18 protein-coding genes are annotated in these 17,909 nt (G+C 48.8%); 11 read left to right on the top strand and 7 right to left on the bottom strand.

Annotated elements, in window-relative coordinates:
- Positions 1-65: 65 nt before the first annotated feature.
- The gene (locus G459_RS0103665; RefSeq protein ID WP_035455141.1) at positions 66-998 is read right to left on the bottom strand and encodes an SGNH/GDSL hydrolase family protein; all 933 of its coding nucleotides are present in this window, start codon (positions 996-998) and stop codon (positions 66-68) included.
- A 146-nt stretch (positions 999-1,144) separates the two neighbouring features.
- Here G459_RS0103665 and G459_RS0103660 point away from each other — a divergent pair, with 146 nt between their 5' ends.
- The gene (locus G459_RS0103660) at positions 1,145-2,245 is read left to right on the top strand and encodes a glycoside hydrolase family 43 protein (RefSeq protein ID WP_026966429.1); all 1,101 of its coding nucleotides are present in this window, start codon (positions 1,145-1,147) and stop codon (positions 2,243-2,245) included.
- 30 nt (positions 2,246-2,275) lie between these two features.
- Here the strand turns inward: G459_RS0103660 and G459_RS0103655 are convergent, their stop codons facing one another.
- Entirely contained in the window at positions 2,276-3,250 is a 975-nt protein-coding gene (locus tag G459_RS0103655; protein ID WP_026966428.1) for a polyprenyl synthetase family protein, read from the bottom strand.
- Positions 3,251-3,408: 158 nt separating this feature from the next.
- On the opposite strand from G459_RS0103655, the gene G459_RS0103650 reads away from it, so the two are divergent.
- The 3 genes from G459_RS0103650 to G459_RS0103640 all read left to right on the top strand — a co-directional run bounded on the left by G459_RS0103650 (position 3,409) and on the right by G459_RS0103640 (position 6,703).
- Positions 3,409-3,885 (top strand): DUF4199 domain-containing protein, encoded by a 477-nt coding sequence (locus tag G459_RS0103650; RefSeq protein ID WP_026966427.1) that lies wholly within the window; start codon positions 3,409-3,411, stop codon positions 3,883-3,885.
- An 84-nt stretch (positions 3,886-3,969) separates the two neighbouring features.
- A complete protein-coding gene (locus G459_RS0103645) occupies positions 3,970-5,667 on the top strand; it encodes a 1-acyl-sn-glycerol-3-phosphate acyltransferase (protein WP_026966426.1) in 1,698 nt (565 codons plus the stop codon).
- On the top strand, positions 5,645-6,703 hold the full coding sequence (locus G459_RS0103640) for an NAD(P)H-dependent glycerol-3-phosphate dehydrogenase (RefSeq protein ID WP_026966425.1): 1,059 nt from the start codon (positions 5,645-5,647) through the stop codon (positions 6,701-6,703). The genes G459_RS0103645 and G459_RS0103640 overlap by 23 nt, the downstream gene beginning before the upstream one ends.
- A 259-nt stretch (positions 6,704-6,962) precedes the next feature.
- Here G459_RS0103640 and G459_RS0103630 read toward each other — a convergent pair whose 3' ends face one another.
- Both G459_RS0103630 and fbp read right to left on the bottom strand, forming a co-directional pair.
- Positions 6,963-8,123 carry a PQQ-dependent sugar dehydrogenase gene (locus G459_RS0103630; protein ID WP_026966424.1) on the bottom strand — a complete coding sequence of 387 codons (1,161 nt, stop codon included), beginning with the start codon at positions 8,121-8,123 and terminating at the stop codon, positions 6,963-6,965.
- 63 nt (positions 8,124-8,186) lie between these two features.
- Positions 8,187-9,233 carry a class 1 fructose-bisphosphatase gene (fbp, locus tag G459_RS0103625; protein ID WP_026966423.1) on the bottom strand — a complete coding sequence of 349 codons (1,047 nt, stop codon included), beginning with the start codon at positions 9,231-9,233 and terminating at the stop codon, positions 8,187-8,189.
- Between the two features lie 55 nt (positions 9,234-9,288).
- Here fbp and G459_RS0103620 point away from each other — a divergent pair, with 55 nt between their 5' ends.
- Both G459_RS0103620 and G459_RS0103615 read left to right on the top strand, forming a co-directional pair.
- Positions 9,289-10,557, top strand: a complete 1,269-nt coding sequence (locus G459_RS0103620; RefSeq protein WP_026966422.1) for an aspartate kinase — start codon at positions 9,289-9,291, stop codon at positions 10,555-10,557.
- Positions 10,558-10,648: 91 nt separating this feature from the next.
- Positions 10,649-11,752, top strand: coding sequence for a Gfo/Idh/MocA family protein (locus tag G459_RS0103615; RefSeq protein WP_026966421.1), 1,104 nt, complete (start codon positions 10,649-10,651; stop codon positions 11,750-11,752).
- Between the two features lie 28 nt (positions 11,753-11,780).
- Here G459_RS0103615 and G459_RS0103610 read toward each other — a convergent pair whose 3' ends face one another.
- The 3 genes from G459_RS0103610 to G459_RS0103600 are packed head-to-tail and all read right to left on the bottom strand — an operon-like array spanning position 11,781 to position 13,643.
- On the bottom strand, positions 11,781-12,293 hold the full coding sequence (locus tag G459_RS0103610) for a GNAT family N-acetyltransferase (protein WP_035455084.1): 513 nt from the start codon (positions 12,291-12,293) through the stop codon (positions 11,781-11,783).
- Positions 12,293-13,165: a fructosamine kinase family protein gene (locus G459_RS0103605; protein ID WP_026966419.1), complete on the bottom strand. Its 873-nt coding sequence runs from the start codon at positions 13,163-13,165 to the stop codon at positions 12,293-12,295. The genes G459_RS0103610 and G459_RS0103605 overlap by 1 nt, the downstream gene beginning before the upstream one ends.
- On the bottom strand, positions 13,158-13,643 hold the full coding sequence (locus tag G459_RS0103600) for a low molecular weight protein-tyrosine-phosphatase (protein WP_026966418.1): 486 nt from the start codon (positions 13,641-13,643) through the stop codon (positions 13,158-13,160). The genes G459_RS0103605 and G459_RS0103600 overlap by 8 nt, the downstream gene beginning before the upstream one ends.
- A gap of 187 nt (positions 13,644-13,830) precedes the next feature.
- Here G459_RS0103600 and G459_RS0103595 point away from each other — a divergent pair, with 187 nt between their 5' ends.
- From G459_RS0103595 to G459_RS0103575, 5 genes are all read left to right on the top strand, one after another.
- Positions 13,831-15,078 carry a 3-deoxy-D-manno-octulosonic acid transferase gene (locus tag G459_RS0103595; protein ID WP_026966417.1) on the top strand — a complete coding sequence of 416 codons (1,248 nt, stop codon included), beginning with the start codon at positions 13,831-13,833 and terminating at the stop codon, positions 15,076-15,078.
- The gene (gene rsgA, locus G459_RS0103590; protein WP_026966416.1) at positions 15,075-15,998 is read left to right on the top strand and encodes a ribosome small subunit-dependent GTPase A; all 924 of its coding nucleotides are present in this window, start codon (positions 15,075-15,077) and stop codon (positions 15,996-15,998) included. Before G459_RS0103595 ends, rsgA begins: the two co-directional genes overlap by 4 nt.
- Before the next feature lie 54 nt (positions 15,999-16,052).
- Positions 16,053-16,544, top strand: coding sequence for a phosphoribosyltransferase family protein (locus G459_RS0103585; RefSeq protein ID WP_026966415.1), 492 nt, complete (start codon positions 16,053-16,055; stop codon positions 16,542-16,544).
- 4 nt (positions 16,545-16,548) lie between these two features.
- Complete coding sequence (gene panB, locus G459_RS0103580; protein ID WP_026966414.1) at positions 16,549-17,370, top strand: 3-methyl-2-oxobutanoate hydroxymethyltransferase; 822 nt, start codon at positions 16,549-16,551, stop codon at positions 17,368-17,370.
- Positions 17,371-17,496: 126 nt separating this feature from the next.
- Positions 17,497-17,889, top strand: coding sequence for a hypothetical protein (locus G459_RS0103575; protein ID WP_157373265.1), 393 nt, complete (start codon positions 17,497-17,499; stop codon positions 17,887-17,889).
- Positions 17,890-17,909: the final 20 nt, after the last annotated feature.

Genomic DNA, 17,909 nt, shown 5'->3' with positions numbered 1-17,909 from the left:
TCTAAATATACGTGCAATTCCACTTTTTAGGTTTTTTCAAATAGAATTTTTGAAAATTATGGGAGTTAACTATATGTCTTTTTGACCAAAAACTGAATCTCCCGATTGATTTCAGCTACTTTTTCTTCAGCTTCCTCCATCGACAGCCCTTCTGGAATTCCCGGCCTTTGATGACCTGTTTTGCTCAGCCAAGCCAGTTTCAGAATCTCCTGACGCTGTTCGATTAAGTCTAAAACCTGCTTGCCATTGGGGAAAGGTGCAAGCAGTTCTTCAATGGTCTTTGCTTCGGTCACTTGTTCGCCAAGGCCCAGAAGGATGATTTTGGCAATCAAAAAGTGTCCAGCATCGTCGGGATGAACTCCATCTTTGGCAAAGGCAAATTCAGGATCGATCTCCCGCAGGTCTTCCAGCTGCTTTTTCATTGGAAAATGAAGGTCAATCACTCGCCAGTCGGCTGTGTAGCAACGGCTGATCAACCAATCCGAATAGAGATCCAACACGTTGGCGTAGGCCGCGCCTTTTATTTCGTCATAGATAGGCGGCGTCACGTGGGTGATCTCTGCCCCTGAGTTTTCGACCGCTTGATGCAGCCAATCCATCCCAGCTTTGAACTGGTCAAAACGTTCCTCGTCAAACGGCAGATAGATCCCGTCGTTCATGCCATAATTGGCGATCACCAAATCCGGCTTGAGCTGAACCAAAACCCGCTGAAGCCGCTCGCGAAGGTCTGGCCGGGGGAATTTGCCATCGGCATGATTGGGTTCGGATAAGCCTGAGACTGTCTCGCTGGGCAGGCCTAGATTGATGATTTCCAGCTTCCTTTCTGGATAGCGAAGTGTCAGGTAGGCATCGACGTAGGCGACAAATTTACCGCTGTAGGTGATGCTGTTGCCCAGAAAGACAATGCGCTCCGTTTCTTCGGGTATGGCATAATTTTGTGCGAAGCTCAGGGTATTTAGCAGCGTGGCAAGTAAAAAAACAGGTATGTATTTAACCATGATAGGATTTAAAGCCTTGTGGATCATGCTCTTGTTTAATGTAAATATTCCTGTCAAAGTCAGGAGATTATTTTGATTTTGAAATAAATCTGTCCTTTTATTACTTAATTTGATCAAAAACCTAATCTAACTCTACCTATTATTCTATGAAAATCCCAACTCAAAGAACCCTGTTTTTTGGACTCTTGATCGCTTTGCCGCTGGCTTGCTCTGCTCCAAAACAGGAGGAAGTTGCAGAAAAACCAGCAGAAGACACCGTTGCTGGGAAGTACAATCATCAGCCTCTGGTCACGGATCTTTACACCGCCGATCCGTCCGCCCATGTTTTTGATGGGAAGATCTACATCTATCCCTCACATGACATCAAAACAGACGTGGCTCAGGATGACATGGGATCACATTTTGACATGAAGGACTACCATGTCTATTCCATGGAAAAACCAGGAGGACCGCTGACCGATCACGGCGTGGTGTTGAAGTTGGAGGATATTCCATGGGCTGGGAAACAGCTTTGGGCACTGGACGCAGCAGAAAAAGACGGGAAATACTATCTCTATTTTCCTGCTAAGGACAAGGAAGGCATCTTCAAGATCGGGGTTGCTTCCTCAGACAAGCCCAGCGGGCCATTTCAGCCGGAAGCAGAGCCTATCCAGGGTACCTTCAGCATCGATCCGAGTGTGTTTCAAGAGGGGGCCGACTATTACTTAATGTGGGGCGGCATCTGGGGTGGACAGTTGCAGTGGTATGAGGATCAAAAACTCGTGCCGGGGAGAGACGGCCAACTCAGCGGATTGCCAGAAGGCGATGCGCCAGCATTGGTTCCCTACATGGCAAAGCTAGGCGGAGACATGAAGTCACTCTCCGAAACACCAAGAGAACTGGTGATTCTCGATGAAAAAGGTGATCGGTTAAAGGCCAGTGATAACGACCGACGGTTTTTCGAAGCTGCGTGGATGCACAAACTTGGCGATACTTACTATTTGTCTTACTCTACCGGCGACACGCACTATATCGCCTACGCCACCGGCGACAATCCTTACGGTCCGTTTACCTATCGGGGCAATGTGCTGAATCCGGTCGAAGGTTGGACCAACCATCATTCTATAGTCGAATTTGGAGGTAAATGGTACTTGTTTTATCACGACACTCAGTTGTCTGGGGATACTCCGCTCCGAAATATTAAGATGGCTGAGCTGACTCACAATCCAGATGGGACGATTCAGACCATCGATGCGATCAAAAAATAAAAAAGTAAACCCGTCAGATTCTTGGCGGGTTTATTTTTTTCGCTCGATCGTGTAGCTCACCAAGTCGCTGAGCGAGGTCCGATAATCTGACTCAGGAAACCCCTTCAAAATGTCCAAGGCCTCTTGGTAGAATCCGTCCATTTTTTCTTTGGCGTAATCCAACCCACCACTTTTCTTGACAAAATCAATCACTTCATTCACCGCTTTTTTGTCTTCGGAGCGATTGCGGATGAGGTAAATAATCTTCTTTTTAGTTAGCCAATCAGAGTTTCTCAGGGCATAGATCAGCGGGAGCGTCATCTTTTTTTCCTTGATGTCGATGCCCACCGGCTTGCCGATCTCGTCGTCGCCAAAGTCAAACAAGTCGTCCTTGATCTGGAATGCCATTCCGACTTTTTCTCCAAAAAGCCGCATTTTCTCGATGGTTTGGACGCTATTTCCCGCGCTGGAGGCCCCAACGGAGCAGCAGGAAGCGATCAGACTTGCTGTCTTTTTGCGGATAATATCATAGTACACTTCCTCGTCCACGTCCAGCTTCCGGGCTTTGTAGCTTTGCAGCAGTTCGCCTTCAGACATTTCCTTGACGGCATTGGAGACGATGCGGAGTAGGTCAAAGTCTCCGTTGTCCACACTCAAAAGTAAACCACGGGAAAGAAGGTAGTCACCGACCAGGACGGCAATCTTGTTTTTCCAAAGCGCATTTACGGAGAAAAAGCCCCTGCGGTAATTGGCGTCGTCCACCACATCATCGTGCACCAGCGTGGCGGTATGCAGTAGCTCGATCAAAGCGGCTCCGCGATGGGTAGATTCGTTGATTTGTCCACAGACTCCTGCCGTCAAAAAAACGAACATCGGCCGCATCTGCTTGCCTTTGCGCTTGACGATGTAGTTGGTGATGTGGTCGAGGAGCTTGACCTTACTTTTCATAAAGTCCCTAAACTTGTGCTCGAAGACAGCCATCTCGGCCTCAATGGGGACTTGAATTTGTTTTAGGTCTGGTTTCATCAGGTAACGCTGGCGTAAAAATAATACCCTTTAGCTCATGGGCAAATGATTCTCTGTCTGGCGGGTAATCAAACGGCCAATCGGCGGATCGTTTTGATGCTTTTTGTGTATTTTGTATGAGTTGCAGTTTTGTCAAACTCAAAAACAAGCCACGAGCTATGAAAAACGTCAGAATCGAAATCAAATGGGGTGTGCTGTTTATCCTGGTCGGACTGATTTGGATGGTCGTCGAGAAGACGATGGGCTGGCATGATGTACACATCGATAAGCATGCAACTTACAGCATGATCTTCGCCCCGATTGCCATTGCGATCTACGTTTTTGCGCTGATTGACAAAAAGAGAAACTTCTACGGTGGGCGGATGAGTTTTAGTCAGGGATTCATTGCCGGGCTGGTTATGACCCTTGTGGTCGTGATTCTGAGTCCACTCAGCCAATATATTACGAGTACTTATATTACACCCGATTATTTCGGCAATGTCATCGCGTATTCCGTTTCCTCCGGCGCGATGGAGCAACTTGCTGCTGAGGAATATTTCAACCTGAAAAGCTACATCATCCAATCGACCATCTTTGCGGCTGTGATGGGTTTGATCACCTCGGCAGTGGTGGCTTTTTTTCTCCGTTCAAAATGAGGAAGACCCACGCGATCCAATGTTTCGCATTCGAGAGGGCATTTTTCCTATCTTTGAGATCTTTTTAAAAACCAGGTTTCCACTTTGGAAGAGAAATACATCAAGCACCGGTACGATCCGATCATCCCCAGCAAGAATGAATGGCCGGTGGTGAAACTGGCTCGCGAGCGAAGGGAATTTGTGAAGAAAGTGGCTGATCTGGCGGAATCCAGAGTCTTGGGACTGACGGGCAAGAACCCTGAGATTCTAAAGGAGGAACTGGAGACGACACTTTACAGGGAAAAACTTCGAATCAAGCAAAATCCCTGGGCGGTAGATCCGAAGGACGAAGACTCGTTTTGGAACGAGGTGAAAACCTCTTTGCTCCAAATCAATACCGATACAGCCTTGGACAAAGGCAAAAGGTTTCAGGCCTATCAGGGAGTGTTGCATCGAATTACCTCGCGCTATGCGGAGGAGATTGCATCCAATTTCAAGGCCTCCCACTATAAGTTCACCCGAAGGATGGTGACTTACGGGTTTGCCCGCCTGCTTAACGCAGCACGGGTAAAAGGCATCAAGTCTATCTTCAGTACGCAGTACACGCTGCAGGATAAGATCCAGATTACCGGGCAGACCGACCAGATCCGTGACTTGGCGACCAAGGGGACGATCGTCATGGTGCCGACGCACTTTTCCAATCTGGACAGCGTGCTGATTGGTTGGATCATTTCGGTGCTCGGAATGCCGCCGTTCATCTATGGAGCGGGTTTAAACCTTTTCAACATCTCCATCTTTGCGTACTTCATGAATGCGCTCGGAGCGTACAAAGTAGACCGCAGAAAGAAGAATTTAATGTACTTGGAGACGCTCAAGACGTACTCCAAAGAGGCAATTCAGTTCGGTTGCCACAGCTTGTTCTTTCCGGGAGGCACGCGCTCCCGAAGCGGGATGATTGAGTCCAGGCTGAAGCTGGGGCTGTTGAGTACGGCTATTGAAGCGCAGCGGGCAAACTTCCAAAATGGGCTCAACGATATCTCAGGCAAGGTTTTCATCGTCCCGGTGACGATCAACTATCACTTTGTGCTCGAAGCACCGATCTTGATTCAGGAACATCTCAGTGCTACGGGACAAGAGCGATACTACAAGGAAAACGACGAGTTTTCCAACTCCTATAAGATCTCCAAGTTTCTCTTCAAGTTCTTCACTAAGGGCTCGGACATCTCCGTGTCGGTAGGTCGGGCGATGGACGTGCTTGGAAATTATGTGGATGCCGAGGGGAATAGCCTGGACAAGCGGGGAAGAAAGATTGACACCCGGGACTATTTTCTTTCCGACGGAAAAGTGACCATCGATCACCAGCGTGAAGAAGAATATACCAATATGCTCGGCAAGCGGATCGTGGAGGAATTTCATATTATCAACCGCGTATTTAGCTCCCATTTAGTGTCGTTTGTGGCCTTTGAGATCATCAAGCAAAAGAACAGCAAGCTGGATTTATTTGATTTGATCCGATTGCCGGAGGAGGAGATTTCCATTCCTTATCAGGAATTTAAGGCGGCCTGTGAGCTGGTTTTGGCCAGGATTTTTGAGCTGAAAGCTCAGGGGAAAATCGACGCGGCGCCTCACCTGAAGCGGACCATGGATGAGATCATCGCGCATGGGATTGACAACGTCGGGATGTACCACGCCAAGCATCCGCTTGTCAGGGATAAGGCTGGGGACATCGCGACCGAGGATATGAGTTTACTTTATTTTTATCACAATAGACTGCACGGATATGGCCTTGAAAAACTCTTCTAAGAGCAAGAAAATCGGCGTAGTCGGCGTGGGAAGTTTCGGGGCTGCGATTGCCAATATGCTTGCAGAAAAAAGCGAGGTGATGGTCTATGCCCGCAAGGAAGAAGTCGTAGCCGAAATCAATACTTTCCATACCTTATCTGGACGGGAGTTTAATCCGACGATCCGCGCGACCACTGATCCGAGTGGGCTGTGCCGGGACTGCGACATTCTGTTTTTTATGGTGCCCTCTTCAGGGTTTTTGGAAGTGGTGAGAAATTTCGCCCCATTCCTCTATCCCTACCATGTGATTATTCACGGCACGAAGGGTCTTGCCCTCAATCTTGGAAAGGGCGAAAGTCTGGATACCGTCCAGAAACTAAAGCGCAGCCAGATCTTGACCATGAGCGAGGTGATCCTGCAAGAGACAGTTGCTGTCCGGGTTGGCTGTCTTGCCGGCCCAAATATCTCCAAGGAGCTCAGCCTCGGTCATCCGGCAGCGACCGTGATTGCAAGCAAATACAACGAGGTGATCCTGGAAGGCCAGCGCTTGCTGCGCTCTGAGCGATTCCAGGTGTATGGCAATTCCGACATCATCGGCGTGGAACTGAGCGGAGTATTGAAAAATATCATTGCTATCGCGTCCGGAGCTTTAGCGGGTTTGGGATTGGGAGAAAATGCCAAAGGCCTCTTGATCTCAAGAGGAATGGTAGAGATGGTTCACCTGAGCAAAGCACTTGGTGGCAGCGTCCAATCGGTGATGGGGCTGGCGGGAGTCGGCGACTTGGTGACGACTTGTAATTCGGTGGATTCGAGAAACTTCACTGTTGGGTTTCGCTTGGCAAAGGGAGAAACCTTGGATCAGATCTTGGCAACCATGGACGAAGTAGCCGAAGGAATCAACACCGTGCGAATCGTCGATGCCTTCATCAAAACGGCTGGAATCCGTGCGCCGATCACCGAAAACCTTCACCGTGTGCTGTTTGAGGACCTTTCTATCTCCGAAGCACTTCAGGCTTTGATGAAGTATCCGTTCAGTGTGGACGTGGATTTTGTGTAGAGTTCAAGGTGTTTTTTTTGAGAAAAAATCTAAATTCAGGATATGGAGATTCGGTTTTTGACTAAAGAAGAAAGCAACAAAATCAGAGAGCAAGAGTTTTTGCTACTTTCTCCTGCTGATAGATTAATGGGGTTTTTGGCTCTCAGTCGAAAGATCCTGAGAGATTTTCCCAGCGAGTCAACGTTCGAGGAAAGATCAAAAAGCAATTTCGTCTTGATTAAAAAATGAAAGCTCCCCGTTTTGGAGAGCTTTCTGTGTTTTAGTTCACTGGGATAATTTTTATCAGTAGTCCCGTTCCTTCTGTGATGGCGTAGATATAGCCATCGGGACTTTCGGCAATCTGGCGTACCCTGCCGATGCCAGGAAGTAATTTCTCTTCAACTGCGAGTTTGTTGTCTTTCAACACCACTCTGGCGATGTGCTGCTTGGCAAGCGCGCCGACCAAGATGTTGCCTTTCCATCCCGGATATTTATCAGAGTTCACCACGATCATGCCGGCGGTAGCTATAGACGGAACCCAGTAATGGATTGGCTGCTCCATGCCTTCCTTTTCAGCTGATTCAGCGAGGATGGTTCCGTTGTAGTTGATGCCGTAAGTGATGATCGGCCAGCCATAGTTCTTGCCTTTTTCGATGACGTTCAATTCGTCACCACCTTTAGGACCGTGCTCCGTTTCCCAAAGTACATTGCTCGCTTTGTCAAAGTAAAGTCCTTGCGGGTTTCTGTTACCATAGGTCCAGATGGAAGTCACATTGCCCAGCGAATCAGTGAAGGGGTTGTCGGTTGGGATCGTGCCGTCATCCTTGATTCGGTGGATTTTTCCGTGGGCGTTGTTCAGGTTTTGAGCCTTCATCGGGATCTTTGATTTTTCTCCGTTGGAGAAAAAGAGATAGCCGTCATTGTCAAATACAATCCTTCCACCAAAGTGCTGGCCGCCTTTCCAAGGAGGCCCGGCAGAGATCAAATCCTGTTTTTCCACTGCCGTGTTGCCATCCAGCTTGAATCGCATGATCGTAGTCGCAGCCGCGCTATCCTCAAACATCTTGGCGTAGGCGATGTAGATCCAGCCGTTTTCATCATACTTCGGATGAGCCACTACATCAAATAGTCCAGCCTGGCTTACTGCAAATACTTCAGGCAGACCCTGGATGGTGTCACCGGTAAGCTTGTCGTCTTTGAAGACCAAAATTTTGCCTTTCTTCTCCGTGACAAGCATCCTTCCATCGGAAATCCAGGTAAGTCCCCAAGGGGATTTCAGTTGATCGGATAGCGTGTCGACCTTGAAGACCAACTTTTCACTTTGCGTAGCAAAAGTCTCTTCAACTGGCTCCACGGCAGGCTCCTTGGGCGCGCAGGAAGTCCAAAGAGACACGGCACCCGCCAGAAAGAGAATAGGTAAATAATGTTTGTTTGAGGACATATTAGATGGGTTTTTCAGCAGGTAAGTTAAGCTGAAAGATTCTAATTCAGAATAAAATCTTGTTTAGTGGCTGATTCCGGTGATTTCAGATTCTGATACTCGGATCACCTGCTCAGCTTCCTCCACCAGCTGTGCCGAGCCGATCAGGAGCGGGGTTCTCTGGTGGAGACTCTCCGGCTGGATATCCAATATTCTCCTTTGTCCGTCACTGGCTCTTCCCCCGGCTTGTTCGATGATAAATGCCAAAGCATTCGCTTCGTACAGGAGACGAAGCTTGCCATTTGGATTCTTCTGAGTGGCGGGATAGAGGTAAATGCCGCCTTTGAGGAGGTTTCTGTGGAAGTCAGCCACAAGACTCCCGATGTAGCGGGCTTGAAATTTCCGCTCCTTGCAGCCACGGACATAGGAGGATATACCCGGCTGCCACTCCAGTTCCAGCCCTTCGTTGATAGAGTAGATCATTCCGCTTTCCGGCGCTTGAATATTGGAATGGGAAAGAAAAAACTCACCCAAACTTGCCTCATAAGTGAACCCGTTGGTGCCGAATCCAGTCGTGTACACAAGCATCGTCGACGATCCGTACAGCACATATCCTGCCGCAACCTGTTGATTTCCAGGCTGCATGATGTCAGCGGTGGTGATCGGACTTCCTATTGGGGTCTTTCTCCGATAGATCGAAAAAATCGTCCCGATGCTGATGTTGACATCGATATTGGAGCTGCCGTCCAACGGATCGATCGCGACCACATATTTGCCGGATTTGTTTTGCAGGTCGATCACTTCGTCTTCCTCTTCGGAAATAATGGCACAGACTTCGCCTCCCTTGCTGAGCGCGCGCGTAAATCGGATATTGGCGATGACGTCGAGTTTTTGCTGCTCCTCGCCTTGGATATTGGTTTGGCCAAAAGCACCGCCGATATTAGAGAGACCGGCACGGTTCGTCTCGCGATTGACAATCTTCGCTGCCAGGGCGATGTCTCTCAGCAGCTGGGACAGTTCCCCGGATGCGAAGGGAAAGTCGCTCTGTTTGAGTTTGATAAATCGGTCTAGCGTAACCCCGACCGAGTAGGCCAGGTTACTTTGATCAGGTTGATACGGGGATGTTTTCATTCTAGGAAAAGTACAATATTTGGGTTTTACCCATGAAAATTAAGAATAAATCTCAATGGCAAAAACTTTGATTTACAAATTTGGCGGTGCTTCAGTCAAAGATAGCAATGCGATCAAAAACTTAACTGAAATTCTCCGTAATCGATTGCGTAGTCGACAGGTAATTGTGGTTTCAGCGATGGGGAAGACGACCAACGGATTGGAATCCATCCTTTCAAAAAAGCTCGCTGGGGAATATTTTTCTGAGAATAGTTCAATTCTGAAAGCTTATCATTTAGAGATTTGTCAGAAACTGTTTCCCGAGGGCCATTCCGTTTTCGCGATGCTGGAAAATTTGTTTCTCCAATTAAGCAATCAGCTGGAGCAAAAACTCACTCGGGAAAATTACGATGAGTTCTATGATAGTATTGTGGGTTTTGGGGAGCTGATTTCCTCCCGGATTGTCGCGGAATACTTGTGCGCCCAAGGCTTGATCGTACTGTGGCAAGACGCCAGGGACGTCATCCACACCAATTCAGACTTTCGCTTCGCAAAGATCGATTGGGAGAAAACCAGAAAATCCTGCCAATCCAACTGGAAGCCGGTCCTTGAGAATTTTCCTATTCTGACACAGGGGTTTATCGGTTCGGATCCCAAAGGCCGCCCGACGACGCTGGGAAGGGAAGGCTCAGATTTCACGGCGGCGATTCTTGGGACGGGTCTGGGTGCCGCCTCAGTGACAATCTGGAAGGATGTCCCTGGCGTGCTCAATGCTGACCCCAAGATTTTTCCAAACACCAAGAAGTTTGACGAACTCGGCTATCGGGAAGCGGCGGAGATGACCTATTTCGGCGCTTCGGTCATTCATCCTAAGACCATCAAGCCTCTGGCAAATGCAGGAATTCCGCTTTTCGTAAAGTCCTTTCTCGATCCCGAGTCGACGGGTACGAAGATCCACGAGAATGCTGCCGCACACGAGGTGCCGACGATTGTGCTGAAAAAAGACCAGATTCTGGTCAGCTTCAAAGTCACGGATTTTACCTTCATCGAGGAGATGCACATTCATCGGGTTTATGAGCAGCTTCAGGCGTTGAAACTTCGCGTAAATATGCTCCAACTGTCAGCGATTAGTATTTCGATCGTCATTGACGCACAGCTTTTCAAATTGGAACAGCTGCTTGACAGTCTGAAATCCGAATTTGAGATCCGCTACAATGACGGCTTGGAGCTGCTGACTATTCTACAGGCAAAGCAAGATGAGATCCCTGCTTTGCTTGAAGGTTACGAAGTGCTGCTGGAGCAGGCTTCCAGAAATACCTTCCAGGTGGTCAGGCGGAAAGTTTAATCCCTAGTCCCCCTTTATTTAGGTGCTGTGGTTATTCCCTTCGATATTTTTTTAAATTCAAGAAATCAAAACCCTCTAACCTATCAAACCGATGAGCACCCGAAGAATTTTTCTCAAAAGAGTGGGACTTTCCACATTAGCCTTGGGCATCCCGATGGCTGAAACACTAAAAGCTATGGAGAACACAAAGGAAGATAAGGTCCTTCGAGTCGCCATCATGGGACTCGGAAGCTATGGAACCCGTGTGGCCGATGCCATGAAGGACTGTAAACGGGCGAAATTAGTAGGGGTGGTCAGCGGCACACCGTCCAAGATCACCGACTGGCAGAGCAAGTATGACATTCCTGCCAAGAACTGCTATAACTACGAAAACTTCGACCAGATCAAAGATAATCCGGACATCGATATAGTCTACATGACTACACCAAACTCCCTGCACAAGCCCCATTGCCTCCGTATCGCAGCGGCTGGCAAGCATGTGATCAGCGAAAAGCCGATGGCACTCAACGCGGCCGAAGGCCGGGAAATGGTTGCCGCATGTAAGAAGGCGGGAGTTCATTTGATGGTTGGTTACCGCATGCACTTTGAGCTGAAAACGCTCGAAGTCGTTCGTATGCAACGTGCCGGAGAATTGGGTAAAACCTTGTTTTTTCAAGGACTGAGCGGATTTATCATCGGTGATCCGACACAGTGGAGGCTAGATCCCGCACTTGCAGGAGGCGGCGCCATGATGGACATCGGAGTCTATTCGATCAATGGGGCGCGGTATATGTTGGGCGAAGAGCCGACTTGGATTACCGCTCAGGAGGTGAAAAATGACCCCGTGAAATTCAAAGAAGGCGTGGACGAGACGATCACGTTTCAGATGGGCTTCCCTTCCGGAGCGGTCGCATCCTGTCTGTCAACTTACAGCCTAAATAATCTGGATAAGTTTTTCCTGAACGGCACCAAAGGCTTTGCTGAGATGCAGCCATCCACCGGCTATGGGCCGATCAAGGCCTGGACAAACAAAGGCCCGATCGAGCGGGAGCACGTGACCCACCAGACGGTGCAGATGGACGAAATGGCTGCCATTATCCTGGACGGGAAAAAGCCCATGATTCCTGTGGACGGAGAGGAAGGTCTGAAGGATCTGGTGATCGTGGATGCGATCTACGAAGCAGTGAAGACGGGACAAAAAGTAACGTTGAGCTAGGACACTGGTCTAGACCTTGGTGGCAGAATTACCGTTTCTCCACCGAGGTCAACTCCAGTTGCATAAAGACCAGGGTCAGCCATTTGTTGAACTTGAAGGCGACGTTCGGAAAGCGGGCGACTTCTTTGAATCCCAATCTTTCGTGAAAGCGATAGCTGCTGAGATTTTCCGAATCCAGCCCAGCAATCATCACATGGTGGCCGCGGTCTCTTGCCATGCCGATCAGTTGAGACATAAACTTCCCGCCTAGTCCTTGGTTCTGGGCGGCTTTGGTTAGGTAGATGGAGTGCTCCACGGTACCGTCATAGCCAGGTTTGGCCCGGAACTTTCCAAAGGTTGCATAGCCAGCCAAGATCCCATCGCTTTCGGCAATCAAGACAGGGAAACCATCCCTGATTTTCGCAGCAAAGAGCGCGATGACGTCCTCCAACGTCTTCGGATCGTAGTCATAATTATGGAACGTATTCAGGATCGAGTCATTGATAATGTCTCGGATAGCAGGCGCATCTGACTCTTGGTAAGGACGGATCTGAAAGTTCATTATTGAAAGTGTTTGACGATTTTTTCGATTCCCGGCAGGTAAGCTGTGCCAAATAAATTCAAGTGAACCAGCAAGGGATAGAGATTGTAGATGCCCATCCTGCTGTCAAAATCCGGCTCCAGCGGCACGATGGACTCGTAGGCGTCATAGAACCTGGAATCGAATCCGCCAAACAGCTTGGAGAAGGCCAGATCCATCTCCCGATGTCCGTAATAAACCGCCGGATCGATAAGACAAGGTTGGCCTTCTTTGTCGCAGATCACATTACCCGACCAAAGGTCCCCATGAAGTAAGGCTGGACGTTCTTTTGGAAAGATGGAAGCAAGTTTTGAATAGATGGATTGGAATTTTTTCAAAAAATCCAACGGGATCAGTCGGTCAAAATAGGCTTTTCCCAGCATCGGCTCCAGCCGCTGCTCGATGAAAAAGTCCGGCCAGTTGTCGAATTGATGGTTTTTTTGATGAAGTGACGCAATGTAGTTGTCGGACTCGAAGCCGAACTGCTTGGAGGTATTGAGGTGCAGTTGAGCCAATCCGAGTCCGAGATTTTCCCAATAGTCGAGTTGCTGTCGGGAGGAGGGAACGAACTCAGAAAGCAGGTAGTTGTAGTCCCCGATTCTTCCGTGTCCGTGAGTAAGCGGGACTTTGAGAAATGTGCATTTTCGAAGTTTCTGAAGACCTTCGGCTTCCTTTGCCAGGATGCTTCTCTCGTGATCGAAGTTAAGCTTAAGAAAGAAAATGCCGGCTGAAGTTTCCAGGCGAATGCCCTGATTGTGATTGCCGGCAGCGACTAAACTGGCAGATTTCAACTCGGCCATGGGGCCCAGAGTTTCTGAAACTACCTGCTCGTAGAGCTCGTGCTGGTCAGGCATAGAGTTGATGGGCTTCCTGGATTTTGGTTAAAAAATTATTGATTGATTCATCCAGGATCTGGAAAATCTCGTCAAATCCCTCTTCTCCTCCATAATAAGGATCTGGCACGGGAAGTCCTTCGCAGCCGGGCACGAAATCCCGCATCAAATAGATCTCTTTGCCTGCGAATTTGTATTTGTCCCTCAGAGTTTGGAGGTTTTTCTGATTGCTGTCGTCCATCGCAATGATGTAATCGAAATCCCTGAAATCGGTGCGGTTTACCTGCCTTCCCCGATGACTTATTTTGAGCCCTTTCCGCTGGGCACATTGGATGGATCGCTCGTCGGGAAGCTCGCCAATGTGGTAGTCTGAAGTGCCTGCACTGTCTGATTTGAACTTGCGTGACAATCCCATGGCCTGGACCTTGTGGTTAAAAATGGCCTCGGCAAGCGGAGAACGACAGATATTACCCAAACAGACAAATAAAACTTTAATCATAGGTAAAGAGCAACTTGGGCTGTTCGAAGGTTGGTGATTAAACAGGACAGCATTGAAATTAAATATTTTTCAGGGTTTTTGCACGGACGAAATTTCAATTTTATCGACTTTTTTGCGCATTGGATTTTTTATGTCCCTCCTGATTAAGAAAAAAAGAGGATTTGGGATTGAATGGCTATTTTTGAAGATGAATTTACTTTACCGCCTGTTTTTCTTTTTGATTCCGGGTATTTTGTTTCTCATCAAGCCATTTTCGGCCAAGCTCAGTCATTTTTTGGAAGGGAGAAAATTTGGCTTTACAAAGTTGGGAAAATTTCGTGATTCCTACCCAGGTGCATTGGCGTGGTTTCATGTGGCGTCTTTGGGAGAATACGAACAGGCCCGCCCTGTCATCGCTTCCTTGAAAGCGAAAAGGCCTGATTTGGGTATTGTGGTCAGTTTTTTTAGCCCTTCAGGTTACGACAACGTAGTCAAAAAAGCCCAGCCTCACATCGATTTCATTACTTACATTCCACTGGATCGAAAGCGTTGGGCGGAAAAGTTCGTAGCCCTTCTCAGGCCAGAGCTTACATTCTTTGTCAAGTATGACCTTTGGTTCCATCATATTCAAGCGTTAAAAGCACAGGGGAAGCCGGTCTTTCTGATTTCGGCGAGCTTACGGGAGGATCAAAGTTTCTTTGGGCCTTTTGGGGCTTTTTTCCGCCAAAATCTTTTTGCGATGGACTGGATTTTCACACAAAACCAAAAGAGCCTAGAGCTACTCAAGGGGATTGGATATTCCAATGCCTCGCAGGCTGGAGACACGCGTTTTGACCGGGTTGCGGCGACCGCCAACGCCCCCAAGGTTTTACCTGAAATCAGAGAATGGGTGGGAGATGCGCCGACAGTTGTCGTGGGTTCCGCCTGGGATGAAGACATGGACTTGCTGATTCCCCTGATCAATTCCCGGCCAAACTACCGCTGGATCATCGCTCCGCATGACTTGAGTCCCGAGCCGATGGAGCGCTGGAGTGCAAGGATAGCGCTGGAGTCGAGGCGGTTTTCCAAGTGGAATTCCTCGGACACCAACTCAGTTCTGTTTATCGACAACATCGGGATGCTTTCCTCCTTGTATCAGTTCGCCGGGATCGCTTATGTGGGCGGAGCCTTTGGCAAGGGCCTTCACAATATCCTGGAGCCGCTGGGTTTTGGGGTGCCGGTGATCTTTGGAAAGGTGAAACGGGCGTCGCGATTTCCTGAAGCGGAGCAAAGCCAATTGGAAGGTTGCGGTTTTTCTATTGAAGATGGAAAGGCACTTTTCGAGACATTCGGGAAGTTGGAGCAGGTTGATTTTTACAATAAATCAGCCGAATCTGCCCGAAATTGGGTAAAATCAAACCTTGGCGCGGCAGACAGAATCGTAGAAAAAGTCGCCCAACTAATCCCTTTAAAATGAAAGGCAGAGTCATCAAATCAACCGGAAGCTGGTACGTCGTTCAAGTCGGAGAAAAGGTCGTCTCTGCCCGGCTGAAGGGTAAGTTTAAGCAAGAAGAGCTGAAGCTGACCAACCCCATCGCGGTCGGGGATTGGGTAGAGATGGAAGAGGAAGCGGGTCAGGCGACTGCGGTGATCTCGGAGATTCTTCCCCGGGAAAACTATGTGATCCGTAAATCCACCAGAAACCAGCATTTTTCCCACATCATCGCCAGCAATCTCGATCAGGCGATCTTGGTCATCACCATGAAAAAGCCGAGAACCTCGCTGGGATTTATTGATCGGTTTTTGGTCAGCACGGAGAGTTTTCGGATCCCTGCGATCCTGGTCGTCAACAAGATGGATCAGCTGGACGGCGCGGTGGAGGAGGAATGGCTTCAGGATGTGCATGAGATCTATGAGCCCCTTGGATATACGGTATTGGAGGTTTCCGCTTTGACAGAGCAGGGTTTGATAGAAAAGTTTTTGCCCCTGATCCGCGGCAAATCAAGTTTGATCGCCGGGCACTCAGGTGTGGGAAAATCCACGCTGCTGAATGCGCTGATACCCGCAGCCCGGCAGGAAACGAAGGAAATCTCGGGGTACAGTGCAAAGGGTGTCCATACGACGACTTTTGCGGAGCTTTTCGCCCTTCCTGAGGGGGGCGACTTGATAGATACGCCGGGGATCAAGGAATTTGGGATTTTGGATGTAGAGGAGAATGAACTTTCGCATTACTTTCCTGAGATGAGGAAGTATCTCGGGCAATGCAAATACAACAACTGCACCCATATCAATGAGCCGGGCTGTGTGGTCCTTCAGAAAATGGAAAAGGGCTACATCCATCCCTACAGATACCAGAGCTACGTGAATATTCTTCATGAGGAAGACAGTCACCGTTGATCGGCTTTGAATCCAAGCCAAATTGGCCTAATTTTCATTTTTCAAAATCATCCTATGAGCGAAGTACTCAATCATAAGCAAGTCGGGCAGAAAATCACCCGAATGGCTTTCGAAATCTATGAGCGTAATCTGAATTCAGCCGGAGTCGTATTTGCCGGAATCACCGGGATGGGCATGACGCTGGCCAAGCTTTTGGCCGATGAGCTGAGACGGATCTCTCCCATCGAGGTGGACGTGCTGGAGGTGATTTTGGATAAAAAAGACGTCGCCAAGTCTGAGATTGAGCTTTCGCAAGCGATAAATCTGAGCAGCAAAAACATTATTTTGGTGGATGACGTCCTGAACACCGGCAAGACGCTGGTCTATGCCATGAAGCCATTTCTCGATCGGGAGATCCAAAAGATGGAAATCGCCGTGCTGGTCAATCGAAGCCATGGACTCTTTCCGCTCAGACCGGACTACACCGGCTTTGAGCTTTCGACCACGTTCAACGAGCACATCAAAGTCGATGTCTCAGGTTCCCACCATTCCGTCCAGCTACACTAAGTCCATGTCTGTACACTCTTCTGCGAATATCAAGCGCATCACGACACATACCCTTCAGGAGATGAAACTCCGCGGGGAAAAAATCTCCATGCTCACCGCCTACGATTACTCGATGGCGAGGATCGTGGACGAAGGCGGTATTGACATTATCTTGGTCGGAGACTCGGCTTCCAATGTGATGGCGGGTCATGAGACGACGCTGCCGATCACACTGGATCAGATGATCTACCACGCGTCCTCTGTCGTAAGGGGCGTGAAGCGTGCTTTTGTGGTAGTGGATCTACCTTTTGGAAACTACCAAGGGAATAGCTCTGAGGCGCTGCGATCTGCCATCCGCATCATGAAGGAGTCAGGCGCACATTCTGTCAAAGTCGAAGGAGGCTCTGAAATTAGGGAATCCGTGACACGGATTTTGAGTGCAGGCGTCCCGGTGATGGGACACTTGGGGCTTACTCCCCAGTCGATCTATAAATTTGGAACCTACACCGTCCGGGCTAAGGAAGAAGCGGAAGCGCAAAAGCTCCTCGAAGACGCGAAGGTGCTGGAAGAGTGCGGATGCTACGCCATTGTCTTGGAGAAAATTCCTGCTGCCTTGGCCAAAAAAGTCGCTGAGACGATATCCATCCCGGTGATTGGAATCGGAGCAGGCGGAGGAGTGGACGGTCAGGTCTTGGTGGTACACGACATGCTGGGAATCACTCAGGAATTTAAACCCCGCTTTTTGCGCCAATATGCCGACTTGCAGTCGGTGATGAAGGACGCAGTCAGAGGCTATGTCGCCGATGTCAAAGCCAAGGACTTTCCCAACGAGTCGGAGAGCTATTGAATAGATGCTACCATCATTTCTAAGCGCACCTTTTCGGAGGTGCTTTTTTTGTTCCCACAAATACGGCAAACGACGTATTCCCTCCAGTCTGTGAGGAAGGTAGTTTTGATGAAAAATATTTTTCTCATGAAAACACTAACAAAACTCACTCAGATGGTGATGCTCATCGGCCTCCTGGCGATGGCTTCGGCGGCCGCGTACAATCAGGGATATGTTGGAAATAACACTTCTTTGGGTAAGCAATACGGCAATCAGCGGGAGTTTTTCGAAGATATGTCCGGAGCTTTTGGCGATGTGGCAAATCAACGGTTCAAAGCCTCAATGAATAGGGGCGTCTATTCCTTCATCCTGACCGATGTAGGAGAGGGTGTGGGCTTGGTCAAAGTAGACAAGGTGAGCGGCAAAGAGGAAGGCAAAATTGTACTGAATGACAAAGAGCCGATCTACGATTCAGATCCTGAGAATGGAATGATCTTCTACAAGCCGACCAAGAAGGAAGTCTTTGGTTACGTTTTCTAATCCCAGATATTTCTAAACAA

The organism is Algoriphagus terrigena DSM 22685 (genome assembly GCF_000429445.1).
In the GTDB taxonomy this organism is placed as follows: Bacteria; Bacteroidota; Bacteroidia; order Cytophagales; family Cyclobacteriaceae; genus Algoriphagus; species Algoriphagus terrigena.
The sequence above is the reverse complement of the archived record's forward strand: the minus strand, read 5'-3'. Positions and strand labels throughout refer to the sequence as shown.

Coding starts and splice junctions, on each gene's coding strand:
- panB (WP_026966414.1), top strand. CDS start 16,549: ATGTCTGTACACTCTTCTGCGAATATCAAGCGCATCACGACACATACC.
- G459_RS0103660 (WP_026966429.1), top strand. CDS start 1,145: ATGAAAATCCCAACTCAAAGAACCCTGTTTTTTGGACTCTTGATCGCT.
- G459_RS0103575 (WP_157373265.1), top strand. CDS start 17,497: ATGAAAACACTAACAAAACTCACTCAGATGGTGATGCTCATCGGCCTC.
- G459_RS0103605 (WP_026966419.1), bottom strand. CDS start 13,165: ATGCCTGACCAGCACGAGCTCTACGAGCAGGTAGTTTCAGAAACTCTG.
- G459_RS0103630 (WP_026966424.1), bottom strand. CDS start 8,123: ATGTCCTCAAACAAACATTATTTACCTATTCTCTTTCTGGCGGGTGCC.
- G459_RS0103665 (WP_035455141.1), bottom strand. CDS start 998: ATGGTTAAATACATACCTGTTTTTTTACTTGCCACGCTGCTAAATACC.
- G459_RS0103595 (WP_026966417.1), top strand. CDS start 13,831: ATGAATTTACTTTACCGCCTGTTTTTCTTTTTGATTCCGGGTATTTTG.
- G459_RS0103640 (WP_026966425.1), top strand. CDS start 5,645: ATGGCCTTGAAAAACTCTTCTAAGAGCAAGAAAATCGGCGTAGTCGGC.
- G459_RS0103610 (WP_035455084.1), bottom strand. CDS start 12,293: ATGAACTTTCAGATCCGTCCTTACCAAGAGTCAGATGCGCCTGCTATC.
- G459_RS0103620 (WP_026966422.1), top strand. CDS start 9,289: ATGGCAAAAACTTTGATTTACAAATTTGGCGGTGCTTCAGTCAAAGAT.
- G459_RS0103650 (WP_026966427.1), top strand. CDS start 3,409: ATGAAAAACGTCAGAATCGAAATCAAATGGGGTGTGCTGTTTATCCTG.
- G459_RS0103655 (WP_026966428.1), bottom strand. CDS start 3,250: ATGAAACCAGACCTAAAACAAATTCAAGTCCCCATTGAGGCCGAGATG.
- G459_RS0103600 (WP_026966418.1), bottom strand. CDS start 13,643: ATGATTAAAGTTTTATTTGTCTGTTTGGGTAATATCTGTCGTTCTCCG.
- fbp (WP_026966423.1), bottom strand. CDS start 9,233: ATGAAAACATCCCCGTATCAACCTGATCAAAGTAACCTGGCCTACTCG.
- G459_RS0103615 (WP_026966421.1), top strand. CDS start 10,649: ATGAGCACCCGAAGAATTTTTCTCAAAAGAGTGGGACTTTCCACATTA.
- G459_RS0103585 (WP_026966415.1), top strand. CDS start 16,053: ATGAGCGAAGTACTCAATCATAAGCAAGTCGGGCAGAAAATCACCCGA.
- rsgA (WP_026966416.1), top strand. CDS start 15,075: ATGAAAGGCAGAGTCATCAAATCAACCGGAAGCTGGTACGTCGTTCAA.